Raw genomic sequence first — 18,688 nt, forward strand, 5'->3', positions numbered from 1 at the left:
TATTATGAAAAAGAAAAGTTTAGGATATTTGTTACAACAAGTTAGGAGGTCTTCTTGTAACTGTCTATAGTATACCCGACCTATCTTAAACAAATCTTAAAAATCTCTTAGGACCAAACACTTTCTAAAATATTTGTTTGTTCACGACCAGGACCTACTGAGAAAGTAGAAATACGAACGCCAACCAATTCACTCACACGACGAACATAGTTACGCGCATTCTCAGGAAGATCTTCCAAATTACGAACTCCAGTAATATCTTCTGACCAACCTGGCAACTCTTCATAGATAGGCTTGCAACGTTTCAATTGCTCAAGACTAGCTGGATAGTAGTCAATACGTTGACCATCAAGATCATAGGCCACACAGATTTTCACTGTATCTAAACCACTCAAAACATCGATAGAGTTCAATGAAAGATTAGTAATACCAGAAACGCGACGGCTATGACGCATCACAACTGAGTCAAACCAACCCACACGACGTGGACGACCAGTTGTTGTACCATATTCATGACCGACTTCACGGATACGTTCTCCCACTTCATCAAACAACTCAGTTGGGAAAGGACCGTCTCCGACACGACTCGTATAGGCTTTACATACACCTACAACCTTGTCAATCTTACTTGGACCGACACCTGAACCAATGGTCACACCACCAGCTACAGGGTTTGATGATGTAACAAATGGATAAGTACCTTGGTCAATATCTAGCATAACACCTTGTGCACCCTCAAATAGCACACGTTTGCCATTATCGAGCGCATCATTTAAGATAACAGATGTATCTGTCACATATTTCTTGATTTGTTGACCATATTTGTAATATTCTTCAAAAATATCCTCAAAAGCAATAGCTTTACTGTCATACAATTTTTCAAAAAGACGATTCTTTTCAGCAAGGTTACGTTCTAAACGCTCACGGAAAATATCTTTATCCAAAAGATCTGCAATACGAATCCCAACACGAGCAGCCTTGTCCATATAAGCTGGACCAATTCCCTTAATTGTAGTCCCAATCTTATTGTCGCCCTTAGCTTCTTCTTGCAAACGGTCTAACTCGATATGATAAGGTAAAATAACATGCGCGCGATCAGAAATACGCAAGTTATCAGTTGTCACCCCCTCCTCATGAAGATAGCTCAACTCTTTTACAAGAGATTTAGGATTTACAACCATACCATTCCCAATAACAGAGATTTTTTCAGGGAAGAAAATCCCAGATGGAATCAAGTGCAACTTAAATTTCTTACCATCGATCACAATCGTGTGACCTGCATTATCACCACCTTGGTAACGTGCAATCACTTCTGCATTCGCTGAAAGGAAGTCTGTAATCTTTCCTTTACCTTCATCACCCCATTGGGTACCTACAACAACAACTGACGTCATAATCTTGTCTGAGCCCTCAGGCTCTTCCTTTCTCACATACATGGCAGGACTCTCACCTGCAATTATATCTTACAATTTATTATAAGAAAAAATCGCCTTTTTATCAAGAAGAAACAATAGAAAGATTTGCTATTTCCAACTATTAAAAAATGTTTTAGAAAAATTACCAGCTATTTATTGTTATATTGCCATAAAAAAGTAGGTTTGTTCGGAAATTAACTCAGACTATCTCAACAAGAAATAAAACCTTGTTTCATTATCATCTTTTCAAGATACAAACGATAAGCAACACGATAATGGTAAACGATAAAATCCCTACGACACCCAATATCATATCTAACTAAATAATAAATCAAAAATTTAAAATGAAAATGTTCCCAGTCCCAACTATTACCAAAGAAAGTAGCATACTCTTCTTCGATACTGTCATAGAAATCAGTCATCTGATCATAAATATTTTGTAGCATAAGCATACACTCCTTTACTTTTTATGATCTTATTCTAACAAAAAATTTTAATTAATCATTAATAATTCCTGAATTGTTAAAATACCAACCTCAACAAGAGAAAAAATAGGAAAAGTTGACAGAATAGAAATAAATTTACTACCTAAATTAGACTTTGATAAAAACCTTATTGACTGCGTTAAATACTAAAAGAGACTGAGGAAAAAATCTTAAAATAAGAAAAACGCATATTATCAGATATTCAAATCTATGTAATTTTGCATTATCTATAATAGCTGATGGTATGCTTAATTTTGTATAGTCGCTTAGTTTAAAATGCGCATGTTATAATAAAGCTATGCATATCTAGTAAATTGAAATAAGAGATGAATAAATCGATTAGGAAAGTCAAATTAATTTCTAGAAATATTTTTAGCAGTTGTAACATACTATTCTAGTTCCAATCTACTATATTGACGAAACGGGAATCGCCCCCTACCTCTATCGTCCTTATGATGCACGGGCTCCTAGAGAGGAGAAAGTCTATGAAAATATTATCAGACGGCGTTTTGAGCGGACTTCAATTGTTTCAGGAAAAGTAGAGGGAGAGTTTATAGCTCCTATTTATAAAGTGGTTCAAAATGCAACTCCTACCTGCTTTGAAGAGACTTCATATTACGACGCCAAATTAGAAGCGACTAATAATCTCATTAAACTTATCAAGCGAAATGCCTTTGGATTTCGGAACTTTGAAAACTTCAAAAAAAGGATTTTTATCGCTCTGAATATCAAAAAAGAAAGGACGAAATGTGTCCTTTCTCGATCTTAGCCTTTTCTTCAACCCACTACAGTTGAAAAAAGCCTAGATTATTAATTACATAATAAAAAAGAGGCTGAAACCTCCTTTAACTAACTACTCCGCCAGTAGGACTCGAACCTACGACATCATGATTAACAGTCATGCGCTACTACCAACTGAGCTATGGCGGAATAAAGCTAAGCGACTTCCATATCTCACAGGGGGCAACCCCCAACTACTTCCGGCGTTCTAGGGCTTAACTTCTGTGTTCGGCATGGGTACAGGTGTATCTCCTAGGCTATCGTCACTTAACTCTGAGTAATACCTACTCAAAATTGAATATCTATTCAAACCAAGAAAACCTCTCGCTTTCATATTCTCAGTTACTTTGGATAAGTCCTCGAGCTATTAGTATTAGTCCGCTACATGTGTCGCCACACTTCCACTTCTAACCTATCTACCTGATCATCTCTCAGGGCTCTTACTGATATAAAATCATGGGAAATCTCATCTTGAGGTGGGTTTCACACTTAGATGCTTTCAGCGTTTATCCCTTCCCTACATAGCTACCCAGCGATGCCTTTGGCAAGACAACTGGTACACCAGCGGTAAGTCCACTCTGGTCCTCTCGTACTAGGAGCAGATCCTCTCAAATTTCCTACGCCCGCGACGGATAGGGACCGAACTGTCTCACGACGTTCTGAACCCAGCTCGCGTGCCGCTTTAATGGGCGAACAGCCCAACCCTTGGGACCGACTACAGCCCCAGGATGCGACGAGCCGACATCGAGGTGCCAAACCTCCCCGTCGATGTGAACTCTTGGGGGAGATAAGCCTGTTATCCCCAGGGTAGCTTTTATCCGTTGAGCGATGGCCCTTCCATACGGAACCACCGGATCACTAAGCCCGACTTTCGTCCCTGCTCGAGTTGTAGCTCTCGCAGTCAAGCTCCCTTATACCTTTACACTCTGCGAATGATTTCCAACCATTCTGAGGGAACCTTTGGGCGCCTCCGTTACCTTTTAGGAGGCGACCGCCCCAGTCAAACTGCCCGTCAGACACTGTCTCCGATAGGGATCACCTATCCGGGTTAGAGTGGCCATAACACAAGGGTAGTATCCCAACAACGTCTCCTTCGAAACTGGCGTCCCGATCTCTTAGACTCCTACCTATCCTGTACATGTGGTACAGACACTCAATATCAAACTGCAGTAAAGCTCCATGGGGTCTTTCCGTCCTGTCGCGGGTAACCTGCATCTTCACAGGTACTAAAATTTCACCGAGTCTCTCGTTGAGACAGTGCCCAAATCATTACGCCTTTCGTGCGGGTCGGAACTTACCCGACAAGGAATTTCGCTACCTTAGGACCGTTATAGTTACGGCCGCCGTTTACTGGGGCTTCAATTCATACCTTCGCTTGCGCTAAGCACTCCTCTTAACCTTCCAGCACCGGGCAGGCGTCACCCCCTATACATCATCTTACGATTTAGCAGAGAGCTGTGTTTTTGATAAACAGTTGCTTGGGCCTATTCACTGCGGCTGACTTAAAGTCAGCACCCCTTCTCCCGAAGTTACGGGGTCATTTTGCCGAGTTCCTTAACGAGAGTTCTCTCGCTCACCTGAGGCTACTCGCCTCGACTACCTGTGTCGGTTTGCGGTACGGGTAGAGTATGTTTAAACGCTAGAAGCTTTTCTTGGCAGTGTGACGTCACTAACTTCGCTACTAAACTTCGCTCCCCATCACAGCTCAATGTTACAGATATAAGCATTTGACTCATATCACACCTCACTACTTAGACAGACACTTCCAATCGTCTGCTTTAGTTAGCCTACTGCGTCCCTCCATCACTACATACTCTAGTACAGGAATATCAACCTGTTGTCCATCGGATACACCTTTCGGTCTCTCCTTAGGTCCCGACTAACCCAGGGCGGACGAGCCTTCCCCTGGAAACCTTAGTCTTACGGTGGACAGGATTCTCACCTGTCTTTCGCTACTCATACCGGCATTCTCACTTCTATGCGTTCCAGCACTCCTCACGGTACACCTTCTTCACACATAGAACGCTCTCCTACCATACCTATAAAGGTATCCACAGCTTCGGTAAATTGTTTTAGCCCCGGTACATTTTCGGCGCAGGGTCACTCGACTAGTGAGCTATTACGCACTCTTTGAATGAATAGCTGCTTCTAAGCTAACATCCTAGTTGTCTGTGCAACCCCACATCCTTTTCCACTTAACAATTATTTTGGGACCTTAGCTGGTGGTCTGGGCTGTTTCCCTTTCGACTACGGATCTTAGCACTCGCAGTCTGACTGCCGACCATAATTCATTGGCATTCGGAGTTTATCTGAGATTGGTAATCCGGGATGGACCCCTCACCCAAACAGTGCTCTACCTCCAAGAATCTTAATGTCGACGCTAGCCCTAAAGCTATTTCGGAGAGAACCAGCTATCTCCAAGTTCGTTTGGAATTTCTCCGCTACCCACAAGTCATCCAAGCACTTTTCAACGTGCCCTGGTTCGGTCCTCCAGTGCGTCTTACCGCACCTTCAACCTGCTCATGGGTAGGTCACATGGTTTCGGGTCTACGTCATGATACTAATTCGCCCTGTTCAGACTCGGTTTCCCTACGGCTCCGTCTCTTCAACTTAACCTCGCATCATAACGTAACTCGCCGGTTCATTCTACAAAAGGCACGCTCTCACCCATTAACGGGCTCGAACTTGTTGTAGGCACACGGTTTCAGGTTCTATTTCACTCCCCTCCCGGGGTGCTTTTCACCTTTCCCTCACGGTACTGGTTCACTATCGGTCACTAGGGAGTATTTAGGGTTGGGAGATGGTCCTCCCAGATTCCGACGGGATTTCGCGTGTCCCGCCGTACTCAGGATACTGCTAGGTACAAAGACTATTTTAAATACGAGGCTATTACTCTCTTTGGCTGATCTTCCCAAATCATTCTTCTATAATCTTTGAGTCCACATTGCAGTCCTACAACCCCGAAGAGTAAACTCTTCGGTTTGCCCTCCTGCCGTTTCGCTCGCCGCTACTAAGGCAATCGCTTTTGCTTTCTCTTCCTGCAGCTACTTAGATGTTTCAGTTCACTGCGTCTTCCTCCTCACATCCTTAACAGATGCGGGTAACAGGTAGTACCTGTTGGGTTCCCCCATTCGGAAATCCCTGGATCATCGCTTACTTACAGCTACCCAAGGCATATCGTCGTTTGTCACGTCCTTCTTCGGCTCCTAGTGCCAAGGCATCCACCGTGCGCCCTTATTAACTTAACCTTATTTTTTGACCTTTCAGTCATAAACTCTTATTAATACTACAGCGTTTTCGGTTTATTTTCTTGTTACTATTTGATATAGATATTCAATTTTCAATGTGCATTACTTGGTGATCTCTCACCAATGGAGCCTAGCGGGATCGAACCGCTGACCTCCTGCGTGCAAAGCAGGCGCTCTCCCAGCTGAGCTAAGGCCCCACAAGACCTCTCAAGACTAAACAAGACCAATGCGCAGTTCCTTATCCTTAGAAAGGAGGTGATCCAGCCGCACCTTCCGATACGGCTACCTTGTTACGACTTCACCCCAATCATCTATCCCACCTTAGGCGACTGGCTCCTTACGGTTACCTCACCGACTTCGGGTGTTACAAACTCTCGTGGTGTGACGGGCGGTGTGTACAAGGCCCGGGAACGTATTCACCGCGGCGTGCTGATCCGCGATTACTAGCGATTCCGACTTCATGTAGGCGAGTTGCAGCCTACAATCCGAACTGAGACTGGCTTTAAGAGATTAGCTTGCCGTCACCGGCTTGCGACTCGTTGTACCAGCCATTGTAGCACGTGTGTAGCCCAGGTCATAAGGGGCATGATGATTTGACGTCATCCCCACCTTCCTCCGGTTTATTACCGGCAGTCTCGCTAGAGTGCCCAACTGAATGATGGCAACTAACAATAGGGGTTGCGCTCGTTGCGGGACTTAACCCAACATCTCACGACACGAGCTGACGACAACCATGCACCACCTGTCACCTCTGTCCCGAAGGAAATCTCTATCTCTAGAGAGGTCAGAGGGATGTCAAGACCTGGTAAGGTTCTTCGCGTTGCTTCGAATTAAACCACATGCTCCACCGCTTGTGCGGGCCCCCGTCAATTCCTTTGAGTTTCAACCTTGCGGTCGTACTCCCCAGGCGGAGTGCTTAATGCGTTAGCTGCGGCACTAAACCCCGGAAAGGGTCTAACACCTAGCACTCATCGTTTACGGCGTGGACTACCAGGGTATCTAATCCTGTTTGCTCCCCACGCTTTCGAGCCTCAGCGTCAGTTACAAGCCAGAGAGCCGCTTTCGCCACCGGTGTTCCTCCATATATCTACGCATTTCACCGCTACACATGGAATTCCACTCTCCCCTCTTGCACTCAAGTTAAACAGTTTCCAAAGCGTACTATGGTTAAGCCACAGCCTTTAACTTCAGACTTATCTAACCGCCTGCGCTCGCTTTACGCCCAATAAATCCGGACAACGCTCGGGACCTACGTATTACCGCGGCTGCTGGCACGTAGTTAGCCGTCCCTTTCTGGTAAGATACCGTCACAGTGTGAACTTTCCACTCTCACACTCGTTCTTCTCTTACAACAGAGCTTTACGATCCGAAAACCTTCTTCACTCACGCGGCGTTGCTCGGTCAGACTTCCGTCCATTGCCGAAGATTCCCTACTGCTGCCTCCCGTAGGAGTCTGGGCCGTGTCTCAGTCCCAGTGTGGCCGATCACCCTCTCAGGTCGGCTATGTATCGTCGCCTTGGTGAGCCGTTACCCCACCAACTAGCTAATACAACGCAGGTCCATCTGGTAGTGATGCAATTGCACCTTTTAAGCAAATGTCATGCAACATCTACTGTTATGCGGTATTAGCTATCGTTTCCAATAGTTATCCCCCGCTACCAGGCAGGTTACCTACGCGTTACTCACCCGTTCGCAACTCATCCAGAGAAGCAAGCTCCTCCTTCAGCGTTCTACTTGCATGTATTAGGCACGCCGCCAGCGTTCGTCCTGAGCCAGGATCAAACTCTCATTAAAAGTTTGAGTTCTCACTCATTTCTGTCACTGACAGATTTATTGTTTTTTTCATTGTTCAGTACTACAACCTTAATTGTAGCGCCCTGCACATTGGTTCGTCTTGTTCAGTTTTCAAAGGTCTTTGTCACTCGCTTCTCTCAAGTGACAACTATATTAGTATATCACAGTCGCTTTCGCTTGTCAACACTTTTTTGAAATTTTTTTAAAACTTTTTTCATCAAGTGTTTCAACCGCAACATACCATAGTCCGTACGGGATTCGAACCCGTGTTACCGCCGTGAAAAGGCGGTGTCTTAACCCCTTGACCAACGGACCAGAGTTGTTGTTTTCAACTCTTACTATTATACCGGCTTTTTGTTTTTTGTCAACACCTTTTTTAAACTTTTTTTACTTTTTTGCATGAATTCCTAATGAGTACGGATGTCAAACTCTTTAAACACAATACGTAAGTCTCTTAACACTCTTTGACGCCCTCGGAAGCGTTCATCTCTTAAGACGCGTTCTAACTCTTCTTGTTGCTCTTTATTTTGTTTACCTCTATAATTTCTTAGTGTTTCATGAAAGAGATAATAATCGTCTAGCCAGAGTCCTCCCTCACTTATACGATGACTTATCTCACCCACTTCTTCATAAAGCTCTTTATCATATCTCCGTTTTTGACTTTCTTGTTTACGGAGATAATCTAGAATTCGATTCCGGAATTTTGTTTTGAAGTATTTACGTAAACGAGGAATATCGTCTACTAGCCCTTCTTCGCTACTAATCAATTCATGTAGGCAAATCATTCCCTCTTGATCCCAGTCCGATAACTCCCACAAATGAAGGTAATATTCATTTCTACTCTTATATACAATTCCCTGGACTTCTTTATACAATTCTTTAAGCATAATCTTCCCCTTTCTGTGTACAGTCTAACAAATTCAAAAACACTTTTAGCACATTTCATCCATTCTGCACCCTTTAGCTCCTCAACTGCACAAAAAAGAGAGGTCTTGCCTCTCTCAGGGTTATTTTTCATCATTCATTTTTGACTTTACTTCATCATAGGATAGTGCATGTGATTCTTCTTCTACTGTTTCAGGCATCTTTCCTGTTTCGTAAAGAGATTTAATTTGTGTACTATCCAATGTTTCGTATTTCAATAATGCTTCTGCAATCAACTTGTGAGTTTCACGATTTGACTGAATAATTTCAGCAGCTTTATTTCGTGCTTCATTCAATAATGAACGAACCTCTTCGTCAATTTCATAAGCTGTTTGTTCTGAAATTGATTTTTGAGAGCTTTGTGCACCAAACATGGCATGATTACCCTCATATTGTACCGGACCAAGTTTTTCACTCATACCGTACTCTGTAACCATTGCACGAGCCATCTGTGTAGCTTGTTCAAAGTCATTTGAAGCTCCTGTCGTTTGGACATTAAAGATGATTTCTTCAGCTACACGTCCACCCATTAAACCAGCCAATTGCTCTTTCATATCTTCTTTAGATAGAAGCATTTGATCTTCCTTAGGAAGTGCAATCATGTAACCACCTGCACGGCCACGTGGTACAATTGTAACCTTATGGACAACGCGGGCATTCGATAAGACTAGACCAACAATGGTATGTCCAGCCTCATGGTAAGCAACCAATTCACGTTCTTTTTGTGAAACTGTCTTATCTTTCTTAGAAGGACCAGCAATAACTCTATCTTCTGCTTCATCAATATCTGAGGCATCAATTATTGATTTATTGCGACGAGCAGCGACTAAAGCCGCTTCATTCAATACATTCTCTAAATCAGCACCAACAAAACCTGGAGTTTGTTGAGCAACTAATTTCAAATCTACATCTTCTGCTAAAGGCTTGTTCTTAGCATGAACTTTCAAGATTGCTTCGCGCCCCTTAACATCAGGACGGCCAACCAATACTTTTCTATCAAAACGTCCTGGACGCAAAAGGGCAGGGTCAAGTACATCTGAACGGTTTGTCGCAGCGATGACGATAATCCCTTCATTTCCCTCAAAACCATCCATCTCAATCAAAAGTTGGTTCAAGGTTTGTTCACGTTCGTCATTACCTCCGCCGAGACCGACTCCACGTTGACGTCCAACAGCATCAATTTCATCGATAAAGATAATAGCTGGTGCTGCTTTTTTGGCATCTTCAAAAAGAGAACGAACACGACTAGCTCCAACTCCGACAAACATTTCTACAAAGTCAGAACCTGAGATACTAAAGAATGGAACACCTGCTTCTCCGGCGACTGCTTTAGCAAGCAACGTCTTACCTGTTCCCGGAGGTCCCTCCAGAAGGACACCTGCTGGAATACGAGCCCCAAGTTTTGTAAATCGTTTTGGATCTTTTAAGAATTCAACAACTTCAACCAGTTCTTGTTTTTCTTCCTCAGCTCCAGCAACATCTGAAAATCTTACTTTAATATCTTCTTTATTTGCAGCTTTAGCCTTACTACGTCCAAAACTCATCGGGTTACGACTATTATTTCCTCCCATATTTCCCATCATAGAGAATAGGAAGAAGAATAGAATACCGAATGGCACAATGGATACAAGAATATTAATCCACATACCACTTGAACTTTCATGCTTAATAGTTACTGCCGCCTTATGGTCAGAAGCAAGCTTTTGCAATTCTGATACCGTAGTATCTGAAGGAAGAATAATACTTGAAAATTTCTCTACTGTTATAGCAGATGGAGAAAAGAACTGAATGCCTGTTTCTTCTTTACTTGTTTTAGGATTTTTATAGACACCCGAAACCTCGATAACACTACCATTTGGTTGGTAAGTCAATTCTTTTACATTGTCATCGGTAATTTCTTTTACCAATTCTGTATAATTAATTTGCTCACTTTTCCCTGCAACACTACCTGTACTAAAATACTGATAACCTGTAACTAGGAGAAAAATAAGTAATAACCATAGAAAAGGATTTTTAATTAAACCATTATTTTGTTTTTTCATTAAAAATTGTTCTTTCTAATTTGAATACACTTCTTCTTTCAATACTCCAACATAAGGAAGATTACGATAATTTTCTTTGTAGTCTAAACCATAACCTACTACAAACTCATTTGGGATAGTAAAGCAGGTATAGTCTGCCTCAATTTCTACAACACGTCCTTCTGGTTTATCCAACAAGGTTGCAATGTTAACAGAAGCTGCTTCTCTTGCAATAAACATATCTCGCAAATTCTTCAAAGTTTGACCTGTATCAATGATATCTTCTACAAATAGAACATGTCTTCCTTTAATATCTTGAGTTACATCTTGCTTGATATTGATGACACCACTACTTGCTGTTCCACCATGGTAGCTAGAAACCATCATGAAGTCCATTTCAATATGTGTATCAATATGTTTAACCAATTCAGCCATAAAAGGAATAGATCCTTTTAAAATCCCAACTAAAATTGGATTTTTTCCTGCATAGTCCTTGGTTAATTGAGCACCTAATTTTTTAGCCGCTTCTGTAATTTCATCGTGTGAAACGAGGATTTTTTTAATATCGTTTTCTAACATTTTTTTACCTATCTATTTTTTCTATATAAAGTACAGTGTTCATTATATCATTTTTCGTGTTTTTACTCAAATTACTGGTCGCAATTCCCAAAATTGAGACAATTTCACCAAATTGCTCAATAATCAGAGCTGATTTTCGCTTTTCCATAGGGATTTTCAAATCAATAAATAGACGTCTGAGTTTTTTTCTATGCCCATTTTGAATCAAAACATCTCCTGTTTTTCGATGACGAATGTGTATGGATGTTTCGCGTGAAACAGGTATTTGTTGAATTGATTCACCTTCTAAAGGAAGTCCAAAGGAAAATAAATAACCTTGGTAAGATACCTGATTTTGATAGTGTAACACAAGTTCATCTTCCTTTTCATCAGACTGAGGACTGATTTTACAAATCTGAAACCGTTGGTACTCTTTTATCAATTCATAGCCATTTTTAAGCGGATGACGATACTGGCTTTGAGTTTTTAAAATTTGTCTAACTTCTTCAAACTGAGATTTTGTAAGATTCAAATCTGGAAAATGATTCAGATAAGTTTGCAGTAAAATTCTTTGTGTTGACTCAGAATAAGAAAATAACTGCTGTAAATTTTCCACATCAATATTGTGAGATAATTCAGTTATAGCTAAGTCATAATCTAAAATTTCATTGCCGATACTTAAGATTGCATCTCTAAATCGAGGATTTTCTTTTTCTAAATCTGGTAAATAAGAATTTCGAATACGATTGCGAAAATAATGATTTTCCTTATTTGATGTATCTTCAAAGTGAAAAATTTGTGGAAAGTCTTTTTTCTGAAAATGCAAGAAGGGGCGAATGATTTCTATCTCTCCGACTACTTGCTTCTCCTTAATTCCTGATAGATAGCGCAAACGAGTACCTCGAATCAAACGCATCAAAATCGTTTCCACCTGATCATCAGCATGGTGAGCAGTGACTAAGGCTGTCGCACCTGTCTTTTTCATGACCTCTTGAAAAAAATCATAACGAAAATATCGAGCACGGGCTTCTGAAAATTCACCTAAAAAATTGCTGACATAAATAGGAAGCTCTGCTTCAGCAGCTAACTTCCTTAATTCCTGTTCTTCCCAATCTGATTCTACTCTCTGCTTATGATTCACATGAGCTAGAATCAATTCAATTTCTAACTCTTTTTGATAAGTAGATAATACCTTAAATAGAAACATAGAATCTAATCCACCAGAAAGAGCTAGCACCACCTTAGTATGCTTTTTGAAATATCCCTTCTTGAGAAAATGATTTAAAAAATCTTGTTCTCTCATTTTAGAACCTCATAAACATCCTTGGCTATCTGAGAAATTGTATCATAATCAGAATTCTTAGTGAAAATAGAAAGAATAAATGGAGAATCTGCGTAGACAACACCCGTATCATGCTTAAATTCGTCCGCATCCCCAATTTTATGAGCTACCTTCACAGAAACACCTTTGGCAATTCGCTGATTATCAAAATCTGTTTTAGTCAAAGACTCTAGCACAAATCCATTTTGATTATAAATAGCTTCCATAACTTTCCCAGCCATTTTAGAAGAAATCAATTTTTCTTTTGGATCCCAATCATCTCCCATAATGGCAGACATCTTGGATTTGAATGTGGTATCAGATTGGTTTGAAATGTAATAACCCAATATATTATGAGCTACATTATCAGATTCTTTTGATACTTTTGTGATTAAGTCCTTGAGAGAGTACTCTTTATTATCCTCTTTTTTAGGAAGACTACCACTTCCCTCTGGTTTATAAGAACCTGGAAAATCATTGACTGCAGATACGTATTTTACAGTCGTATCTAACTGATAAAGACCCTCATTTATTTTTTCTTGCGCATAATAGAGATAAGGGAGTTTCAAAACACTAGCTGCATACATCTTTTCATCTTGATTGATACCAGCTTCTTTTCCAGTAGTCAGTTGCTTAACATAAATAGAGAATGAATCCTTATGATATTTTTCAGATAACATTTCTTGGACTTTACCCATCCGATTATCTTCTTCAGAAGTTGATTCCTTATCTACCCATCCAACCTGATCAATATGTAGAAATTCTCTTCCTTCTACAAACATGGTATTGTCGATTGATACCTGCGAATAAGCTGATAAGGATGATTTCACTTCTTTTAAATCATAAGGACTATTGTACAGTTTAAAATCAGATTCTAACCATACTTTTTTTATTGTTGGAGTTACCTCTGACTGATCATATAAAAATCGTTTGTCTGCAGCTATAAATTGATGGTTGGATAACTTAAATACCGGAATCCCTTGTTTATTTAAACGCCACTCGGTTATTTGGAAACTTGTTTTGGGAGTCAATTTCCCAGATTCCACTACTAAATCTTCATTCGCATAAACAGGAACCTCTCCATAAACCATGGGAGAACTTAATTTTTCTCTAAAATAAATACCAAAGTCAGATTGTGAAAGGTAATAAATTTCTTTCGAAGTATAGACGACTTCTTTTTCTGTGCTAACAACTTTTGAAATGGTCAAAAAACTTGGTAGCAACAAAATAATTAAGAATTTACGCATTCTTCCTTTCCTTTTCTTCTTGTAAACGCAATAATTGATTTTTATCAGCCAATTCTTCCAGCTTTTCATCTGATAAACTCAAAAATTGCTCTATTACGTCTAGTAAATTTTCCATTTTATCACCTTTGAAGTAAGTCAGGAATCGTATAAACTATTTCCCTCGACTTAGAATAATAGTACTTCGCTCGTGTATATTTGGCAGCATAATCCTCATCTTTCAACTTGGTAGCAAATGCTGTCTCCTTATCCTTTTCATCACTCAAAGTTTGATACTGAGTTTGCAAGTCTGCTAATTGCTGACGTCTTTGGAGTAATTGCTGATAACTCTGCGCTAAATTAAAAGTTGGCAAGATAAATAATAGCATAATCAAAATCAATACCCACCCCATAAAACGATTCCGTTTTTGTCGTTCTTTCATCAGGTAGCGACGACGTTGATATTCATTTTGGATAAAAGAATTATTCAATTGTACAATATTTTTAGACATTTTCTTCTACCCGTGTTTCACTGATAATTTCATACATGCCTGCTGCATCTTCTTTTTTTGTACTATCTTTCATCTCTAGTACTTTGACAAGTAGCAACTTATTTCCAAAACGAATTTCAACTTGGTCATTAACTTTCAAATCCGTTGAACTTTTGGCCAAGATTCCATTCACCTTGATTCTGCCTTTATCTGCTACTTCTTTTGCGACTGTACGACGCTTGATAATTCGCGATACTTTTAAATATTTGTCTAATCTCATCCTTATTACCTCAACTTATTATTGTACCATTTTTATCTATTTTATAGAAGAAAAATATCAAATGGAATTTTCTTTCTTCGACTCTTTTATTTCTAATAAACTTTCTCCAAAAATTAGCAGACCTTCTAAAATTTCATAATCTTTCTTATTTTGGACATCAAACACAAGCTCCATTAATCCCTTATTCTCAGTGATACCTGCTTTTAAGTTCGTTGCGGATAAAGCTTTAAAATAATCTTGAGCTAAAAACAGTCGTTGAGTGACTTTTTCAAATTGAACTGTAATCTTATTATCTTTTCTTTCCACACGTTGAACAAAGATCTTGTCCAAATATGACTTGACTAAACCAATCTCTAAAAGATAAGCAACCACATCTGGGTATTCTCCAAAACGGTCTATCAACTCCTCTTGTAACTCTTCATAATTGACACGGTTGTCAATTTGACGAATTTTTTTGTAAATTTCAATCTTATGTCGTTGGTCTGAAATATAAGTATCAGGAAGATAGGCATCAATTTGCAAAATCAACTCAGCATTCCCTTTAGTTCTTGTGTTAGTGTTAGCGTTAGCATTACCGTTTCGTTTAGCAATAGCTTCCTCTAATAACTGCGAATACAATTCAAAACCAACAGAATCAATGAAACCAGACTGGGATTTTCCTAGGAGATTCCCTGCTCCACGAATCGAAAGATCTCGCATAGCAATCTTAAATCCGGATCCCAATTCTGTAAATCCTTTAATCGCTTCTAATCTCTTCTCCGATACTTCACTAATTGATTTTTCTGGACGATACATGAGATAGGCATAGGCAATGCGATTGCTACGACCAACTCTTCCTCTTAATTGATACAAGGTTGACAAGCCCATATGATCTGCATTTTCAATAAACAAGGTATTGGCATTTGGAATATCCACCCCTGTTTCAATAATGGTAGTCGTCACCAAAATATCGTATTGTCCCTCAATAAAGTCTAATAGAGTATTTTCCAACTGGATTTCACTCATGCGACCATGAACATAACCAATCGAAGCCTCTGGAATCAACTCCTGTAATTCTGAAATCTTCTGGTCAATCGTGTCAACTTTGTTGTAAAGATAGTAAACTTGACCTCCACGCTCCATTTCACGCAAAACAGCATCACGAATGACACTATCATTCTTTTCCAAAACATAGGTTTGCACTGGATAACGATTAGTCGGCGGAGTTTCAATAACAGACAAATCTCTGATTCCCAGCATAGACATATGGAGGGTACGAGGAATTGGAGTAGCGGTCAAAGTTAGGACATCCACTTGTTTCTTCAGTTCTTTCAAGGTTTCCTTATGCTTGACACCAAATCGCTGTTCCTCATCAATAATCATCAAGCCTAGATCAGCAAACACAACATCTTTTGACAAAACACGATGGGTTCCAATCAAAATATCAACTTGACCGTTTTTTAATTTTTCAAGTGTTTCAGTCTGCTCTTTTTTACTTCTAAAGCGACTCAACACATCAATATTAACTGCAAAATTTTGGAATCGTTCCTTAAAATTTGTGTAGTGCTGTTGCGCTAAAACCGTCGTCGGAACTAAGACAACAACCTGTTTGTGATCATTGACTGCCTTAAAGGCTGCACGCATAGCAACTTCAGTCTTTCCAAAACCAACATCCCCAACTAAAAGTCGATCCATTGGCTGAGAAACCTGCATATCTCTCTTGATTTCCTCTACACTACGAAGTTGGTCATCCGTTTCAACATAAGGAAAGGCATCATCAAAAGCATGTTGATCTTCATCATCAGCTGAAAAAGCAAACCCCTTCAACTGGCTACGTTCAGAGTAGAGTTTAATTAAATCGTCAGCTATATCCTCTACCTGGTTCTTAACTTTTTGCTTGGCTTTTTTAAAATGACCGTCATTTAATTTATTGAGTTTTGGAGCTTTCCCATCACTTGAAACATATTTGGACAGTAGATGAATCTGTTCCACGGGGATGGAAATTTGATCCCCATTTTGATACTGGACACTTACATAATCGCGGTGAATCCCCTTGATTTCAATTGTTTCAATCCCTAAATATTGACCAATTCCATGAATGTGGTGAACAACGTAGTCCCCTTTTTCAAGTTCATTATAATCTTTTAAGCGCTCTGCATTTGAAACATGTTGTCTTCGAAAACGACGTTTTAATTTCTTTTGAAAAATCTCATGTTCAGTAATCACCAGAATTTTTTCATCTACAAAATGAAAACCATGTCTGAGATTACCCTCGATTAAGTTTACAGATTCTTTACAAATGCTTGACTTATCTCTAGAATCCAATTTAATCTGATATTCCTCTAACACATCCTCCAATGTTTTACTTCCCATTGAATTGCTAGACTGCAGAATAATGGTGTAATCCATTTTTTTATATCGTTCAATTTCTTCTTTTAAAAAAGAAAATTGATTGAAAAACTCCTGCATAGGATATTGATTAAATTGATAAATTTGGTCAAACTTGAGATTTCCTAACCCCTTTTGCAGATTAGAAAAAAAGGTCAATGGGCTTTGTTTTTTATAGATTTTCTCAGTATCTGCAAAATACTGCATCTCAGAAAATGCTTTACTGTTCTGTAATTCTTCTGTAAAGTATTGTGCTAATTCTCTTTCAAATACTTCATACTGATTCATTAATTTTTGATAATCATCAAAGAATATTGGGGTATCTTTTTCAATATAGTCAAAAACAGTCCATATCTTGTCATAACACAAAGATAAAAATTTCCGGGAATCAGAATGAATTTGTTTTTGGTAAAAACTTGAAAAAATTTCTTCTAAGTATGATTTTAAAATAGGTGATAACGTTTTTGAAATTTGTTTTTCTAAAGCTGACTGTCCTCGTTGATAATCCTTTTCTCTCAAAAGCATATCACTAGCTGGAAAGATAGTGAGTTCTATCTGATTTTCTTTCGATAATTGTGTTTCAACTTCAAATGACCTAATACCATCGACTTCATCACCAAAAAACTCAATTCGGTAAGGTTCTAACTGGGATATTTCAAAAATATCTAAAATATCTCCTCGCAGACTAAATTCGCCTTGAGTTTGTACTTGTGTAACTTTTCGATAGCCTATCTCTTTTAACTGATGGATAAGTGCGTGTTGGTCATATTCTTCACCAACTGTTATTTTTACAATACTATCTTTAAATTCATTGGGAGACGATAAAATCAATCGACTTGCTGCGATATTACAAACTAAAATTCCTCTCTTAGATGAATCAGTCAAAAAACGCAAGACTTCAACCCGTGAAATGATTTTTTCTTGTGAAGACATCAAAAACTCGACCATAGGGGAGTCATCTACCAAAAATGGATAGACAAGTTCCTCACCCAAGATAGAGATAAGATCACTAACAAGTCCTTCTGCTTCTCCATAAGTTGACGTCAATAACACAATCTTATCTTCCTGTCTCAAACTACTCGCAATTGCTAAAGCTTTTGTAGAAGTTGACAAGCCTAACATTAATTGTCTTTTCTTATCTGTCAGATTTTGATGCCATTTTTTTATCTGATCATTTTCTGAGAATAAATCTAATAAGGTCACCATTTATCCGTTATACCTCTGCATCGTTTTTTCAAAGTTTTTCTCTTGTAAATAGTAGTTTACAGAATCGTCAACTTTGTCAACAGACTGTAAAATACCAATATAATCATCCTTGTCAAACTTACTCAAAACGTGGTTAACAACTGACATTCCATTTTTAGGTCTTCCGATTCCAATCTTAACACGATTAAAGGTTTGGGTTCCAATATGTTGAATAATAGACTTGATACCATTATGACCACCTGCTGAACCTTTTGCTCTTAAACGAATTTTCCCAACTTCCATGTCAAGGTCATCGTAAATGATGAGTAAATCTTCAATATCCAAACCATAATAAGTCAATAAAGCATGAACCGCTTTTCCACTTTCATTCATAAAGGTCGTTGGTTTGACAAGATAAATTTTTTCTCCATTTAGGAAAAAGGATACTAGGTCAGCTTGAAATATCTTATCATGTGTAAAAGTTACATTCTGTTTCTTCGCTAGTTGGTCAATCAACATAAATCCAACATTGTGTTTGGTCTCAAAATATTTATCTCCTGGATTTCCTAATCCTACAAGTAATTTGGTCATTTATT

At 39.2% G+C, this 18,688-nt stretch carries 12 protein-coding genes, 3 tRNA genes, 3 rRNA genes and 1 pseudogene; 1 reads left to right on the forward strand and 18 read right to left on the reverse strand.

Going from position 1 to position 18,688, the window contains the following annotated elements; all coding sequences use genetic code 11:
- Positions 1-107 precede the first annotated feature (107 nt).
- Together ACN076_RS01165 and comW are read right to left on the reverse strand one after the other, a co-directional pair.
- On the reverse strand, positions 108-1,394 hold the full coding sequence (locus ACN076_RS01165) for an adenylosuccinate synthase (protein ID WP_153193746.1): 1,287 nt from the start codon (positions 1,392-1,394) through the stop codon (positions 108-110).
- Between the two features lie 230 nt (positions 1,395-1,624).
- Positions 1,625-1,861: a sigma(X)-activator ComW gene (gene comW / locus ACN076_RS01170; protein ID WP_153193739.1), complete on the reverse strand. Its 237-nt coding sequence runs from the start codon at positions 1,859-1,861 to the stop codon at positions 1,625-1,627.
- Positions 1,862-2,513: 652 nt separating this feature from the next.
- Between comW and ACN076_RS01175 the strand changes: the two are divergent.
- Positions 2,514-2,669, forward strand: a pseudogene (locus ACN076_RS01175) (transposase); the annotation flags it as partial.
- 87 nt (positions 2,670-2,756) lie between these two features.
- Here ACN076_RS01175 and ACN076_RS01180 read toward each other — a convergent pair.
- The 16 genes from ACN076_RS01180 to pth form a co-directional block, all read right to left on the reverse strand.
- Positions 2,757-2,830, reverse strand: a tRNA-Asn gene (locus tag ACN076_RS01180).
- Between the two features lie 5 nt (positions 2,831-2,835).
- Positions 2,836-2,951 (reverse strand): 5S ribosomal RNA (gene rrf, locus ACN076_RS01185).
- Between the two features lie 76 nt (positions 2,952-3,027).
- Positions 3,028-5,928, reverse strand: a 23S ribosomal RNA gene (locus tag ACN076_RS01190).
- Between the two features lie 124 nt (positions 5,929-6,052).
- A tRNA-Ala gene (locus ACN076_RS01195) sits at positions 6,053-6,125 on the reverse strand.
- Positions 6,126-6,176: 51 nt separating this feature from the next.
- A 16S ribosomal RNA gene (locus tag ACN076_RS01200) occupies positions 6,177-7,722 on the reverse strand.
- Together the 16S, 23S and 5S rRNA genes with 3 tRNA genes alongside form the textbook arrangement of a ribosomal RNA operon.
- Positions 7,723-7,965: 243 nt before the next feature.
- A tRNA-Glu gene (locus ACN076_RS01205) sits at positions 7,966-8,037 on the reverse strand.
- Between the two features lie 92 nt (positions 8,038-8,129).
- A complete protein-coding gene (locus ACN076_RS01210) occupies positions 8,130-8,609 on the reverse strand; it encodes a sigma-70 family RNA polymerase sigma factor (RefSeq protein WP_070482535.1) in 480 nt (159 codons plus the stop codon).
- Between the two features lie 120 nt (positions 8,610-8,729).
- Positions 8,730-10,688 carry an ATP-dependent zinc metalloprotease FtsH gene (ftsH, locus tag ACN076_RS01215; protein ID WP_420789996.1) on the reverse strand — a complete coding sequence of 653 codons (1,959 nt, stop codon included), beginning with the start codon at positions 10,686-10,688 and terminating at the stop codon, positions 8,730-8,732.
- Positions 10,689-10,703: 15 nt separating this feature from the next.
- The gene (gene hpt / locus ACN076_RS01220) at positions 10,704-11,246 is read right to left on the reverse strand and encodes a hypoxanthine phosphoribosyltransferase (RefSeq protein ID WP_000892176.1); all 543 of its coding nucleotides are present in this window, start codon (positions 11,244-11,246) and stop codon (positions 10,704-10,706) included.
- A 4-nt stretch (positions 11,247-11,250) separates the two neighbouring features.
- On the reverse strand, positions 11,251-12,528 hold the full coding sequence (gene tilS, locus ACN076_RS01225; protein ID WP_001209057.1) for a tRNA lysidine(34) synthetase TilS: 1,278 nt from the start codon (positions 12,526-12,528) through the stop codon (positions 11,251-11,253).
- Positions 12,525-13,793 carry a serine hydrolase gene (locus ACN076_RS01230; protein ID WP_261043673.1) on the reverse strand — a complete coding sequence of 423 codons (1,269 nt, stop codon included), beginning with the start codon at positions 13,791-13,793 and terminating at the stop codon, positions 12,525-12,527. The genes tilS and ACN076_RS01230 overlap by 4 nt, the downstream gene beginning before the upstream one ends.
- Complete coding sequence (locus tag ACN076_RS01235; protein WP_000429334.1) at positions 13,786-13,908, reverse strand: SP_0009 family protein; 123 nt, start codon at positions 13,906-13,908, stop codon at positions 13,786-13,788. The genes ACN076_RS01230 and ACN076_RS01235 overlap by 8 nt, the downstream gene beginning before the upstream one ends.
- Positions 13,909-13,912: 4 nt before the next feature.
- Positions 13,913-14,281, reverse strand: a complete 369-nt coding sequence (locus ACN076_RS01240) for a septum formation initiator family protein (RefSeq protein ID WP_000041912.1) — start codon at positions 14,279-14,281, stop codon at positions 13,913-13,915.
- Complete coding sequence (locus ACN076_RS01245) at positions 14,274-14,540, reverse strand: RNA-binding S4 domain-containing protein (protein WP_001234978.1); 267 nt, start codon at positions 14,538-14,540, stop codon at positions 14,274-14,276. Before ACN076_RS01245 ends, ACN076_RS01240 begins: the two co-directional genes overlap by 8 nt.
- Positions 14,541-14,597: 57 nt before the next feature.
- On the reverse strand, positions 14,598-18,113 hold the full coding sequence (mfd, locus tag ACN076_RS01250; protein WP_420789997.1) for a transcription-repair coupling factor: 3,516 nt from the start codon (positions 18,111-18,113) through the stop codon (positions 14,598-14,600).
- Positions 18,114-18,683 carry an aminoacyl-tRNA hydrolase gene (pth, locus tag ACN076_RS01255; RefSeq protein ID WP_261219448.1) on the reverse strand — a complete coding sequence of 190 codons (570 nt, stop codon included), beginning with the start codon at positions 18,681-18,683 and terminating at the stop codon, positions 18,114-18,116.
- Between the last annotated feature and the right edge of the window lie 5 nt (positions 18,684-18,688).

Source organism: Streptococcus sp. K0074 (assembly GCF_048843365.1).
GTDB lineage: Bacteria > Bacillota > Bacilli > Lactobacillales > Streptococcaceae > Streptococcus > Streptococcus mitis_BM.